This window comes from Umezawaea sp. (genome assembly GCF_036375055.1).
Taxonomy (GTDB): domain Bacteria; phylum Actinomycetota; class Actinomycetes; order Mycobacteriales; family Pseudonocardiaceae; genus Umezawaea.
Genome location: NZ_DASUSQ010000133.1, coordinates 1 through 12,426, shown reverse-complemented (window position 1 = coordinate 12,426; position 12,426 = coordinate 1). Strand labels below are relative to the sequence as shown.

The window sequence follows — 12,426 nt, the reverse complement described above, 5'->3', positions numbered from 1 at the left end:
GGTGCCGGGTCCCCCGCGCGGGCCTGGCCGCGCTGGCGCGGCGGCCACGCGACGTGTCGTAGGCCACCACCTGCGGCGGAATGTGAAGTGGCCTGCCGGGAACGGGGTGGATTGGCCCGCGCCGGCGGTCCACGTCGGTCGTACGATGGCCTGGCCCGAACACCCCTTTTCGAAAGGCTGGCCGTGACCACTTCTTCCAACTCCGACACCGGTCAGGCGACCGGGACCTCGCGCGTCAAGCGCGGCATGGCGGAGATGCTCAAGGGCGGCGTGATCATGGACGTGGTCAACGCCGAACAGGCGAAGATCGCGGAGAACGCGGGCGCCGTCGCCGTCATGGCGCTGGAGCGCGTTCCGGCCGACATCCGCGCGCAGGGCGGCGTGTCCCGGATGAGCGACCCGGACATGATCGACCAGATCATCGCCAGCGTGTCCATCCCGGTCATGGCGAAGGCCCGCATCGGCCACTTCGTCGAGGCGCAGGTCCTCCAGTCCCTCGGCGTCGACTACATCGACGAGTCCGAGGTGCTGACCCCCGCGGACTACGCGAACCACATCGACAAGTGGCAGTTCACCGTGCCCTTCGTCTGCGGCGCCACCAACCTGGGCGAGGCGCTGCGGCGCATCACCGAGGGCGCGGCGATGATCCGCTCCAAGGGCGAGGCGGGCACCGGCGACGTCTCCAACGCCACCACCCACATGCGCAAGATCGGCGGCGAGCTGCGCCGCCTCCAGAACCTCAGCCCCGACGAGCTGTACGTGGCCGCCAAGGAGCTCCAGGCGCCGTACGACCTCGTCCGCGAGGTCGCCGAGGCAGGCAAGCTCCCCGTCGTCCTGTTCACCGCGGGCGGCATCGCCACCCCGGCCGACGCCGCGATGATGATGCAGCTCGGCGCCGAGGGCGTGTTCGTCGGTTCCGGCATCTTCAAGTCCGGCAACCCGGAGCAGCGCGCGGAGGCCATCGTCAAGGCCACCACGTTCCACGACGACCCGAGCGTCATCGCCAAGGTCTCGCGCGGCCTGGGCGAGGCCATGGTCGGCATCAACGTGGAGGAGATCCCCGAGCCGCACCGCCTGGCGGAGCGCGGCTGGTAGAAGGACGCCCCGCAGGCGAGGCCCGCACCGCCGCCGGTGCGGGCCTCGCCCGCGTCAGACGTGTTCCACCAGCATGATCCCGGTGGTGCCGGGCTCCAGCGCGCGGCACGTGTGCGGCTGGTCGCCAGGGTAGGCGAGGTAGTCGCCGACACCGATCTCCACCGGCTCGTCCGCGGGGCCGGCGACCATCCGCCCGCTGCTCACCACCAGGTGCTCGACCGTGCCCGCCATGTGCGGATCCGACTCCCGCGCGGCCCCCGGCTCCAGCGCCAGGTGGTACACGTCCCGCCGAGCGCCGGGCGGACACGACGCCAGCAGCGTCGCCGTGTAGTGCGCGCGCTCGGAGTAGATCGCGGGCCCCTCGCCGGCGCGAATCACCCGCACCCGCGTGGTGGGCGGGTCGACGAGCCTGCTCAACGGCACGCCCAGCGCCACGCCCAGCGCCCACAGCGTCTCCACGCTCGGGTTCCCGCTACCGGCTTCGAGCATCGACAACGTCGACTTCGCGATCCCCGCCCGCTTCGCCAGCTCGCTGAGCGACAGGCCAACGCGCTCACGCTCACGACGCAGGGACGCGGAGATGACCTCCAGCGGCGCGGTCCGGTTCACGGCACTCCAGTCGTTCGACATGTCGGTCAAGTCGTTCGCCTTGACGAACGCTCGCCAAGTGTTCATTGTATAGGACTATGCGTTCGACATGGCGAACACCAGATCCGGGGCTGCTCCGCGACGCCCTGGCGATAGCGGCGAGCGCGGCCGTGACGGGAGCCTCCTTCGGAGCGATCACGGTGGCCTCCGGTTCCCCTTGGTGGACACCGGTCCTCATGTCACTGGTCATCTTCGCGGGTGGCGCCCAGTTCATGGCGGTAGGCATAGTCGCGGCGGGCGGCTCACCCCCGGCGGCCGTCCTGGCGGGCCTGATCCTCAACATCAGGCACCTCCCGTTCGGCATGGCGGTAGGCGGCGTGATCGGCTCAGGACTACCGGCCAGACTCGTGGGCAGCCACCTGATGGCAGACGAGACAGTCGCCTTCGCCCTGGCCCAGCGAGACCCGGCCAGGGCCAGGACCGCGTACTGGCTGTGCGGCACCACCCTCTTCATCGCCTGGAACACGGGCGTGCTGGCGGGCGCCCTGCTGGGCCAGGGGATAGGCGACCCGGCGACCTTCGGCCTGGACGCCGCGTTCCCAGCAGCCCTGCTGGCACTGGTGCTACCGGCGCTGAAGGACAAGGCCACCACCAGAGCGGCCCTGGCGGGCGCGGCGACAGCCCTGGCCGCGACACCCTTCACACCGCCAGGCGTACCGGTGCTGCTGGCACTGGCAGGCTTGGTGGCACTGCGACTCCCGGTCCCGGCGAGCCGATGACGATCCTGGCGATCCTGGCCCTGGCGGCAGGCACCTACGCGTTCCGCCTGGCGGGCCCGCTGCTGAGGGACCGCATCACCCTTTCCGACAGGGCCCGCACCACGATGTCAACGGCGGCAACAGTCCTGCTGGTAGCACTCGTGGCAACGGCAACCCTGACCAAGGGCCACTCCTTCGCGGGCTTCGCCCTACCGCTGGGCGTAGCGGCGGGCGCGCTGGCGGCCTGGCGCAAAGCACCCTTCGTACTGGTGGTGCTACTGGCGGCAGCGGTAACAGCGGCACTGCGGTACGCGGGAATAAGGTGAGAAAGAGCAAGACGGGGATTTCCCGAAACCAGTGGCCGATTTTGCTCGGCGGATTCGACCCTTGATCGGGCAGGCTTCTGGGACTGCCCTTCCAGCCCGATCAAGGGTCGAATCGAGGGGGCGCCGAGTCAAATCGGCCACAGCACGCCGGGACCGGCGGTGACCCGATCTCGGAGGACCGGCGGCTACCCGGTCCCCGAGGATCAGCGGCTACCCGATCCCCGAGGACGAGCCTCCAGTTCCCCCGGCGATGGGCGAAGCCAACCAGGCCTCGGGCACCGCGAAGGCGTCGACCAACTCCCGCGCCCGAGGCCTCAACCCCCGACACAGCTCGTTCACGGCCCTGGACAAGTCCTTCGACCGCTCCGCGGTCAACCTCCCGTGCTCCAGGAACCAGGCCCGGTCCCCCTCCAGCACCGACAACGCGTACAGATCGCACACCTGGTCCAGCAACGCGGCCGTCCCGGCGTCGGGACACCGGTCCACAGCGGCGACGAACGCCTCCAGCACCACCCGGTCCACGTGCGCACGAGCCGCGTGCAGCACGTGGTCCTGGGCGTTGTTGAACGTCTCGAACGGGTCCTCCGCGCCCGCACCCGCCCTCCGCAGCCGCCGCGCGAGCCCCTCCAGCACGTGCGTCTCGCGGAACTCGAACTGGCGGACCTGCCAGCCGCGCTCCAGCAGCCCGTCACCGCTGCCGCCGACCAGCCGGGCGATGATCGACCGGGCCGCCGTGCGCTCGACGACCGCCCCGACGAACTGGTCCGCCACGAACCGGACCGTGCCCAGCGCGTCCAGGTCCCCCACGTGGTCGCGGTAGCTCGTCAACAGTCCTTTCGCGACCAGTTGCAGCAGCACGGTGTTGTCGCCCTCGAACGTGGTGAACACGTCCGTGTCCGCCTTGAGCTGGGGGAGCAGGTTCTCGGCCAGGTACCCCGCGCCACCGCAGGCCTCCCGGCACGTCTGGATCGTCGCCGTGGCGTGCCACGTCGACACCGCCTTGAGCCCGGCGGCCCGCGACTCCAGCTCGCGCCGACCGCGGTCGTCGGTGGTGTCGTGCAGCGCCGACACCAGCTCCTCCTGCGCGAAGTGCAGCGCGTAGGTCGTGGCCAGCGCGGGCAGCAGCCTCCGCTGGTGCGCGAGGTAGTCCAGCACCACCACCTCCTCGCCGTCGGGCCGGGTGAACTGCCGCCGCGCCTCGCCGTAGCGGACCGCCAGCGCCAGCGCCTTCTTCGTCGCGCTGCCCGCACCGCCCGCGACGCTGATCCGCCCGCGCACCAGCGTTCCCAGCATCGTGAAGAACCGCCGCCCCGCCCCGTCGACCGGGCTGCTGTACGTGCCGTCCGCCGCCACGGACCCGTACCGGTCGAGCAGCGCCGTCCTCGGCACCCGCACCCGGTCGAACGCGATCCGGCCGTTGTCGACGCCGTTCAACCCGGCCTTGTGGCCGCAGTCCTCGATGGACACTCCCGGTAGGACCTGCCCGTGCTCGTCGCGCAACGGCACCAGGAGCGCGTGCACGCCGTGCTCCTGACCGCCGGAGGCCAGCTGCGCGAACACCACGGCCATCCGCCCGTCCCGAGCGGCGTTGCCGATGTAGTCCTTGCGCGCCTGCACGTCCGGCGTGTGGACGACGAACTCCTCGGCGTCCGCGTCGTAGGTGGCCGTGGTCCGCAGGTGCTGCACGTCCGACCCGTGCCCGGTCTCCGTCATGGCGAAGCAGCCGGGCAGGTCGAGGTTCATGATCGCGGGCAGGTGCTCGTCGTGGTGCCGCCGCGTCCCGAGCGCCTGCACGGCCCCGCCGAACAGCCCCCACTGCACGCCCGCCTTGACCATCAGCGACAGGTCGCCGAACCCCAGCACCTCGAACGCGACCACCGACCCGCCGATGTCGTCGTCACCGCCGTGGGCCTCGGGGAACCCGATCAGCGAGTGCCCGCCCTTCGCGAGCAGCCCGAGCTGCTCGAACACCAGGGCCCGCTGCGCCTCCAGGTCCAGCACCGGCGGCGGTTCCAGCGTGCCGAGCAGCTCGCGGGACCTCCGGCGGAGATCGGCCCAGCGGCCGTCGAGCACGTCGCGCAGAACGTCGTTCGCCATGGCCTTTCCTAACACGGGCGCGGAGCCGCCGCAGGGGTCGCGGCGGCGGGGCGACGACCTCCCGGTCCCGCCGAGCCCCCGGGCGGTCCGCGCCACGCCGTTGTCGTGCCCGCCAGGTCGGGGCCACCCGCCCGTCGTGCCCCGGCCGGAGCGGCACCGCGACCCGCGACGGCGTGCCGCGATCAGCCCAGCGGCGGCACCGTGTGCTTGCGGACGTGCTCGAACAGCAGGTTCGTGTGCACCTCGGTGACCTCGCGCCGGGCGGTGAACCGGTCGAGCACCAGCCGTTGCAGGTGCGCGGTGTCCGCGACCGCCACGTGCACCAGGAAGTCGTCCGGACCCGTCACGTGCGACACGGCGAGCGTCTCCTCCAGCGCCAGCGCGTACTCCATGAACGGCCCGACGATGGCGCGCGTGTGCGGCCGGATCCGCACCGCGATGATCGCCTGCACGGGCCGTCCGACGGCCTTCAGGTCCACCTCGGCGTGGTAGCCGGTGATCACCCCGCGGTCGCGCAGGGCCCGGTGGCGGACCACGCACGTCGACGCCGCGACGTTGACCCGGTCCGCCAGGTCCTTGTTGAGCAGCCGCGCGTCCTTCTGCAACTCGTGCACGATCGCGGCGTCCACCGAATCCATCACGGTCATCTCCTCCACCCACCGCAGTCCCTGCGGAAGTCCACCGCGAAACCTGCCCCGGTTGTCACGATCGTGCCACCGGACCGCACGAAACACGGAGGTCACCATGGCGGGTTTCCACACGAAGGCCGTGCACGGGGGCCGCGACGACCTCGCGGCCCTCGGCGTCCACGCGGCGCCCCTCGACCTGTCGACCACCTACCCCGTACCCGACCAGGCCAGGGGCGGCGAAGCGCTCCAGGCCCTCGCCGACGGCGTCGCCGAGGCGTCCTCGCCCGTCTACGCCCGCCTGCACAACCCGACCGTGGCGAGGTTCGAGAAGGCACTCGCCCTGCTGGAGGGGACCGAGCAGGCGGTGGCGTTCGGCAGCGGCATGGCCGCGGTCACGGCGGTCGTGCAGGCCGCGGCCGTCATGGGCGGGAAGCCCCACGTCGTGGCCGTGCGACCGCTCTACGGCGGCACCGACCACCTGCTCTCCTCCGGCCTGCTCGGCGTCCGCACGACCTACGCGACGGCCGACCGGGTCGCCGAGGCGATCACGCCGGAGACCGGGCTGGTGGTGCTGGAGACCCCGGCCAACCCCAACCTGGACCTCGTCGACATCGCCGCCGTCGTGGCGCGGGCCGGTGCCGTTCCCGTCATGGTGGACAACACCTTCGCCACGCCCGTGCTCCAGAACCCCGCCGCGCACGGCGCGACCTACGTGCTGCACTCCGGCACCAAGTACCTCGGCGGCCACGGCGACGTGCTCGGCGGCGTGGTGGCCTGCTCCGCCGACCGGGCCGCCGCGCTGCGGCAGGTCCGGATCGTCACCGGCGCGGTGCTGCACCCGCTCGGCGGCTACCTGATGCACCGCGGGCTGGCGACGCTCCCGCTGCGCGTCGAAGCGGCCCAGCGCGGCGCGGTCGAACTGGCCCGCAGGCTCGCCGAGCACCCCGCCGTGGGCGTGGTGCGGCACCCGAGCCTGCCCGGCGCGGACCCGGCGGGCCTGCTCGGGCGGCAGTTGCGCGGCCCCGGCGCGGTGCTGGCGTTCACCACCCGCGAGGACCCGACCGAGGTGGTCCGCGGCCTGTCCCTGATCACGCCCGCGGTGAGCCTGGGATCGGTCGACACGCTGATCGAGCACCCGGCCGCCCTCACGCACCGACTCGTGCCCAGCGCCGACCGGAATGCGTGCGGAGTGCCGGAGAACCTATTGCGGGTGAGTGTCGGTCTGGAGGACGTGGAAGACATTTGGGACGACCTGGACCGGGCCCTTTCCGGGAAAAGCGCGCCTTGTGATCTCGATTACATCAAGTCTTCCCCAAGTGATTTCCCACTGAGTGCGCACAACCTCTAACGTCCTGCGACCAGTGGGGTGGTCGGCGTCACTCCACTGGTCCGGGTCGGAGCGCGGGAGGTTCCGACGCACGTGTTTTATGGGGAAGGGAACCGCCTCGTGGATTCGCAGACCAATTCGCCCGAAAAGGACGAACACCTGCCCGACGTCGACGGGTACAGCAAGGCGCTGAGCAAGCGCCAGGTGCAGATGATCGCGATCGGCGGCGCCATCGGCGTCGGCCTGTTCCTCGGTGCCGGTGGCAGGCTCGCCGCCGCCGGGCCCGCGCTCGTCTTCTCCTACGCGCTGTGCGGTCTGGCGGCGTTCTTCGTGATGAGAGCGCTGGGCGAGCTGGTGCTGCACCGCGCGACGACCGGCAGCTTCGTCGAGTACGCCCGCGAGTTCATCGCCCCGTGGGCCGGGTTCGCGTCCGGCTGGATGTACTGGCTGAACTGGGCGATGACGGGCATCGCCGAGATCACGGCGGTCGCCATCTACATGCACCGGTGGTTCCCCGACCTGCCCCAGTGGATCACCGCGCTGGTCGCGCTCGCGTTCCTGGTCGTTGTCAACCTCCTTTCGGTCAAATTGTTCGGCGAACTGGAGTTCTGGTTCTCCGTCATCAAGGTGACCGCGATCGTCGCGTTCCTGTTCACGGGTATCGCACTGGTCGTCAAGGGCACCGAAATCGGTGGGTCCACGGCCGGTGTGCACAACATCACCGAATTCGGGGGGTTCTTCCCGGCCGGTGTGGGTATCGCGCTGATGACGCTCCAGGCGGTCATCTTCGCCTATTCGGCCGTCGAACTCGTCGGTATCGCCGCCGGTGAGACCAAGGAACCGCACAAGGTGATGCCGAAGGCCATCAACGGCGTCGTCTACCGGATCGCGGTCTTCTACGTCGGCTCGGTGCTGCTCCTCACGCTGCTGCTGCCGTGGACCGCCTACAGCGGTCTGGAGAGCCCGTTCGTCACGGTCTTCTCGCAGCTGGGCATCGCGTGGGTCGGTGACGTCATGAACGCCGTCGTGCTCACCGCCGCGCTCTCCTCGTGCAACTCCGGCCTCTACTCGACCGGCCGCATCCTCAAGTCGCTGGCGCAGAAGGGCGAGGCGCCCGCGTTCACCGGGAGGATGAGCAAGAACCACGTGCCCTACGGCGGCGTGCTGTTCACCTCGGTGGTCTACCTGGCGGGCGTGATCCTGAACTACCTGGTGCCCAAGGAGGCGTTCGACATCGCGATCGCCGTCGCCTCGCTGGGCGTGGTCGCGACCTGGGCGACGATCATCGTCTGCCAGATGCGGCTGCGGGCCTCCGCGCTGCGCGGCGAGATCGAACGCCCGTCCTACCGGATGCCGGGAGCCCCGTACACGAACTGGGGCACCCTCGGCTTCCTGGCGCTGGTGATCGTGCTGATGGCCTTCGCGGGCACGGCGGAGCGGGTGGCCTTCTGGTCCATCCCGGTCCTCGTCGTCGTGCTCGTCGTCGGCTGGAAGGTCGTCTCGCGCCGCTCCGCGGCCGATCCGGAGCCGGTCGCGGTCGGCGAGCGCTGACCCCCCGTCCGGGGAGGCACCACGGGCCACGTGCTCGGGGTGCCTCCCCGCGTTCGTGGTTCCACAGCCCTTCACCAGCCGTGATCACCGGTGGTACTAGGGTGGTGCGACCAGTCCACGACCACTCCGAGGAACCGCAGCCGTGTCCGCAGCCCAGCCCGTCGTCGGTGTGCTCGCCCTCCAGGGCGACGTCCGCGAGCACCTCATCGCGCTCGCCGAGTGCGACGTGGTCGCCCGCCCGGTGCGTCGTCCGGAAGAACTCGCCGAGCTGGACGGGATCGTGCTGCCCGGTGGCGAGTCGACCACCATCAGCAGGCTCCTGGCGACGTTCGAGCTGCTGGAGCCGCTGCGCGAGCGCCTCGCGGGCGGGATGCCCGCCTACGGGTCGTGCGCGGGCATGATCCTGCTGGCGGACAAGGCGATCGACGGCCGCCCCGACCAGCACCAGCTCGGCGGGCTCGACATCGTGGTCCGGCGCAACGCGTTCGGCCGCCAGGTCGACTCGTTCGAGGAGGACCTGGACTTCGAGGGCGTCGAGGGCGGCCCGGTGCACGCCGTCTTCATCCGCGCTCCGTGGGTCGAATCCGCTGGTGGGAGCGTCGACGTGCTCGCGAGGGTCCCGGAATCCCCGACGGCGGGTGACGCCGCCGGTAGGATCGTCGCGGTCCGGCAGGGTCCCGTGCTCGCCACCGCGTTCCACCCGGAACTCACCGGTGACGGTCGGGTGCACAGCCTTTTCGTGGAAATCGTTCGCTCAGCGGGCTGAGCGTGTTGTGTCGCATGTGACGGAGGAAAGATGAGCGGCCACTCCAAGTGGGCTACCACCAAGCACAAGAAGGCCGCGATCGATGCCAAGCGGGGCAAGCTCTTCGCGAAGCTGATCAAGAACATCGAGGTGGCCGCGCGGACCGGTGGCAGCGACCTCGATGGCAACCCGACGCTGTACGACGCGGTCCAGAAGGCGCGCAAGAACTCCGTGCCGGTCGACAACATCGAGCGCGCGCGCAAGCGCGGCGGCGGTGAGGAGGCGGGCGGCGCCGACTGGCAGACGATCATGTACGAGGGCTACGGCCCGAACGGCGTCGCCGTGCTGATCGAGTGCCTCACCGACAACCGCAACCGCGCGGCGGGCGAGGTGCGCACCGCGATGACCCGCAACGGCGGCTCGATGGCCGACCCCGGCTCGGTGTCGTACATGTTCAGCCGCAAGGGCGTCGTGATCCTGCCGAAGAACGACCTGTCCGAGGACGACGTGCTGATGGCCGTCCTCGACGCGGGCGCGGAGGAGGTCAACGACCTCGGCGACAGCTTCGAGGTGGTGTCCGAGGCGACCGACCTGGTCGACGTGCGCAAGGCGCTCCAGGACGCGGGCTACGACTACGACTCCGCGGACTCGAACTTCCTCCCGTCCGTGACGGTCGCGCTGGACGCCGAGGGCGCCCGCAAGATCTTCAAGCTGATCGACGCGCTGGAGGACTGCGACGACGTGCAGAACGTCTTCGCGAACTTCGACGTCTCCGACGAGGTCATGGCCGAGATCGACTAGGACGCCGTCCCGAGGGGGCCTCCACCGGTGGTGGGGGTCCCCTCCGCGTTGCGGGACAATGGGCGGCGTGACGATTCCGCCGTACCCCGAAGAGGAAATCCGCCTCCGCGAGTGGCTGCTCAGGGAAGCCGACCTGCACGGGCACGCCACGATCAGCGTGCCCCAGGACGCCGAGGGCGCGCCGTACTCGTTCACGGTGGGCGCCTGGCGGCGGTTCGGCGTGGCGGAGGCGGTGGTCGTCGGCCTGCCGTCGGAGGCCGCGACGATCCTGCTCGCCACCTACGTCTCCCGTGCCCGAGCGGGTGAGCGGTTCGTGCCGGGCCGGCTGCACCACGACGTCTTCACCGGCATCCCGATCACCGTCGAGAAGGTGTTCAAGGGGTTCTACCCGGAGTTCTTCGGCAGCGCGTTCCTGCTCTACGGCAAGGGCGACTTCCCGGCCGTGCAGATCATCGTCCCCACCCCGCAGGGCCACTGGCCGTGGCAGCCGGACGCGCCTGCCGGGTTCGGCGACTGGCAGCTCCTGCTGACCGAGAGCGGCCTGCCCACGAGCTGGGTCTCGGGGGTCAACGGGCCCTGACCGTTGTCCGGAGTGGTTGTCAGGCTTCCGCCCGCCGACACCGGACAACGCCGAGCGGCTAGACAGGTGCTGTGCGGCGGTTCGGGGGTCGTCCGGGGCGGACGGCAGCCGCACGACCGCGGTCCGCTCCCCGGTGCGCAGGGGAGGCGTCGAGGGGGGCGGACCGCGTACACCAGACATGGTTCGGGAGCCCCGCCCGTTCCAGTTAGGGGTCATGGGGAAGCTCCCGATGGGCGACCCCATGACCCGTTCTCCCCACCCGCCCGCTGACGGCCTCCTCCGGCAGCACCGGCCACGAGAATGCGCACGACCGGTGCGCGGTGCCACCTCCCCGCCTCCGCGGGCTGCCCCCGGGCGGTCCGGACGACCTCCGTGCGGGGAGGACGCGACCAGCGGGAACACGGACAGCGGTTTCGACGGGGCGAGGACCTCGTCAGTCCCGATCGACCACGACGTCCTCCTCGCAGACCACCTGCTGGACCGAGGTGAGGTCGATGAAGTTCTCGTGGTCCGGGTCGACGACCTCCAGGAAGTTGTCGCTGAGGAAGAGGGCTTCGAGGTCGGCCATGTCGTCGAACCACGCCTCGACGATCGAGTCGAACTCCGGCTCGGGAAACCGGGGCGCCGGTACCGGGTAGGACACGACGAACCGGCGGAGGTACTGCTCGGCTTCCGGGATCGACATCAGCAGCGGCCGGTGCCTGTTCTTCTGGTGGTCGACGAATTCGTCGTGGGTCATGTGCTCGGCGCGCTTGAGCGCGACAATGATCTTGATCATGGTTCGGGTCCTTCGCGGGTTTCGGGATCGGCGCTGTCCGGTGAGGCGCGCGGGCGCGGCGGCCCGCGGGGGTGCTCTCCGAGGCTCGGGACGGTCACGTCGCCGCTGCTGGAGGTGCACGTCGTGCCGTGGGCGGCGACGGGGACCGGTCGGATGCTCCGCACGTGGTCAACCCTGTCGGGCTCTCCCGCGAGTGCCCAGGGCCGCTCGATGCTGGTGGCCGGACCACCAGCCTGGACCGGTCGGTCCGTGAGATGGTGATCGCCATGGCGAACGTGCGATCGCGCGAACTCGGCGCCTACCCGCGCGCGCGGCGCGACCGCCTCTCGCCGGAGGACGTGGGCCTGCCCGGCGGTGGCAGGCGACGGGTCAGAGGACTGCGCCGGGAGGAGGTGGCGGTTCTGGCGAACGTCGGTTGCACCTGGTACACGTGGCTGGAGCAGGGGCGCGACGTCCAGCCGAGCCTGGAGGTCCTCCTCGGCATCGCCGACGCCCTGCGGCTGTCGAGGGGCGAGCGACGTCACCTGTTGCTGCTCGGCGGGCATCCCGGCGCCGAACAGGCACCCGCCTACGAGAGGGTCGACGGCCTGGTGCAGGGGCTGCTGGACCAGCTCGCTCCGTACCCGGCGGTCGTGATGACACCCTGGTTCGAGTCGGTGGCCCACAACGCGCCGTTCCGGTTCATGATCGACGACCTTGAGTCGGTACCCGAGGCGGACCGCAACTGCGCGTACCTGAATTTCACCCACCCCGACTGGATCGCCGGGCACGCGGACCACGAGGAGGAGTGCGCCGCGATCGTGGCCGCACTCCGCGCGGGTCAAGGCGAGTCGGTGACCGATCCGGCCTGGAAACCACTGCTGGCTCGGCTCCGGGCCGACTCACCGCTGTTCGCGCGTCTCTGGGGTCAGGCGGACGTGGTCACCGACTCCCGGAAGGCCAAGCGCATCCTGTCCCTGCACGTCGGCATGCTGGCCCTGCGCCCGATCACGATGCTGCTCCAGGAGAGCCCGCAGACCAGGGTGGTCGTCTACCAGCCCGACGACCACATCACCGGGGAACGGCTGGAAGAACTCACCAGGCGGATCACCGCGGGCCACGTCGACGGGCCTGCGAAGGTGCGACACCTGCGGTCGCTGTCCTGAATCCGC

The 12,426-nt window shown here is 70.7% G+C and carries 13 protein-coding genes; 9 read left to right on the top strand and 4 right to left on the bottom strand.

Going from position 1 to position 12,426, the window contains the following annotated elements; genetic code table 11:
- The first annotated feature begins 183 nt into the window (after positions 1-183).
- Positions 184-1,095 carry a pyridoxal 5'-phosphate synthase lyase subunit PdxS gene (pdxS, locus tag VFZ92_RS33195; protein ID WP_330880276.1) on the top strand — a complete coding sequence of 304 codons (912 nt, stop codon included), beginning with the start codon at positions 184-186 and terminating at the stop codon, positions 1,093-1,095.
- 54 nt (positions 1,096-1,149) lie between these two features.
- Here the strand turns inward: pdxS and VFZ92_RS33190 are convergent, their stop codons facing one another.
- Complete coding sequence (locus VFZ92_RS33190) at positions 1,150-1,725, bottom strand: helix-turn-helix domain-containing protein (RefSeq protein ID WP_330880377.1); 576 nt, start codon at positions 1,723-1,725, stop codon at positions 1,150-1,152.
- A 56-nt stretch (positions 1,726-1,781) separates the two neighbouring features.
- Between VFZ92_RS33190 and VFZ92_RS33185 the strand changes: the two genes are divergently transcribed.
- Both VFZ92_RS33185 and VFZ92_RS33180 read left to right on the top strand, forming a co-directional pair.
- Positions 1,782-2,462 carry an AzlC family ABC transporter permease gene (locus VFZ92_RS33185; RefSeq protein WP_330880274.1) on the top strand — a complete coding sequence of 227 codons (681 nt, stop codon included), beginning with the start codon at positions 1,782-1,784 and terminating at the stop codon, positions 2,460-2,462.
- On the top strand, positions 2,459-2,767 hold the full coding sequence (locus VFZ92_RS33180) for an AzlD domain-containing protein (RefSeq protein ID WP_330880272.1): 309 nt from the start codon (positions 2,459-2,461) through the stop codon (positions 2,765-2,767). The genes VFZ92_RS33185 and VFZ92_RS33180 overlap by 4 nt, the downstream gene beginning before the upstream one ends.
- 210 nt (positions 2,768-2,977) lie before the next feature.
- On the opposite strand, the gene VFZ92_RS33175 is transcribed toward VFZ92_RS33180, so the two are convergent.
- Positions 2,978-4,864 (bottom strand): acyl-CoA dehydrogenase, encoded by a 1,887-nt coding sequence (locus VFZ92_RS33175; RefSeq protein WP_330880270.1) that lies wholly within the window; start codon positions 4,862-4,864, stop codon positions 2,978-2,980.
- 182 nt (positions 4,865-5,046) lie between these two features.
- Positions 5,047-5,511, bottom strand: a complete 465-nt coding sequence (locus tag VFZ92_RS33170) for an Lrp/AsnC family transcriptional regulator (RefSeq protein WP_330880268.1) — start codon at positions 5,509-5,511, stop codon at positions 5,047-5,049.
- A gap of 97 nt (positions 5,512-5,608) precedes the next feature.
- Here VFZ92_RS33170 and VFZ92_RS33165 point away from each other — a divergent pair, with 97 nt between their 5' ends.
- The 5 genes from VFZ92_RS33165 to VFZ92_RS33145 all read left to right on the top strand — a co-directional run bounded on the left by VFZ92_RS33165 (position 5,609) and on the right by VFZ92_RS33145 (position 10,497).
- Positions 5,609-6,841 carry a trans-sulfuration enzyme family protein gene (locus tag VFZ92_RS33165; RefSeq protein WP_330880265.1) on the top strand — a complete coding sequence of 411 codons (1,233 nt, stop codon included), beginning with the start codon at positions 5,609-5,611 and terminating at the stop codon, positions 6,839-6,841.
- 189 nt (positions 6,842-7,030) lie between these two features.
- Positions 7,031-8,371 carry an amino acid permease gene (locus VFZ92_RS33160; protein ID WP_330880375.1) on the top strand — a complete coding sequence of 447 codons (1,341 nt, stop codon included), beginning with the start codon at positions 7,031-7,033 and terminating at the stop codon, positions 8,369-8,371.
- A 142-nt stretch (positions 8,372-8,513) separates the two neighbouring features.
- On the top strand, positions 8,514-9,137 hold the full coding sequence (gene pdxT, locus VFZ92_RS33155) for a pyridoxal 5'-phosphate synthase glutaminase subunit PdxT (protein ID WP_330880263.1): 624 nt from the start codon (positions 8,514-8,516) through the stop codon (positions 9,135-9,137).
- 30 nt (positions 9,138-9,167) lie between these two features.
- Entirely contained in the window at positions 9,168-9,917 is a 750-nt protein-coding gene (locus tag VFZ92_RS33150; RefSeq protein ID WP_330880261.1) for a YebC/PmpR family DNA-binding transcriptional regulator, read from the top strand.
- Positions 9,918-9,975: 58 nt separating this feature from the next.
- On the top strand, positions 9,976-10,497 hold the full coding sequence (locus tag VFZ92_RS33145; protein ID WP_414720084.1) for a DUF4262 domain-containing protein: 522 nt from the start codon (positions 9,976-9,978) through the stop codon (positions 10,495-10,497).
- 433 nt (positions 10,498-10,930) lie between these two features.
- On the opposite strand, the gene VFZ92_RS33140 is transcribed toward VFZ92_RS33145, so the two are convergent.
- Positions 10,931-11,275: an EthD domain-containing protein gene (locus VFZ92_RS33140; RefSeq protein WP_330880258.1), complete on the bottom strand. Its 345-nt coding sequence runs from the start codon at positions 11,273-11,275 to the stop codon at positions 10,931-10,933.
- 266 nt (positions 11,276-11,541) lie between these two features.
- On the opposite strand from VFZ92_RS33140, the gene VFZ92_RS33135 reads away from it, so the two are divergent.
- Positions 11,542-12,420 (top strand): helix-turn-helix transcriptional regulator, encoded by an 879-nt coding sequence (locus tag VFZ92_RS33135; protein WP_330880256.1) that lies wholly within the window; start codon positions 11,542-11,544, stop codon positions 12,418-12,420.
- Positions 12,421-12,426: the final 6 nt, after the last annotated feature.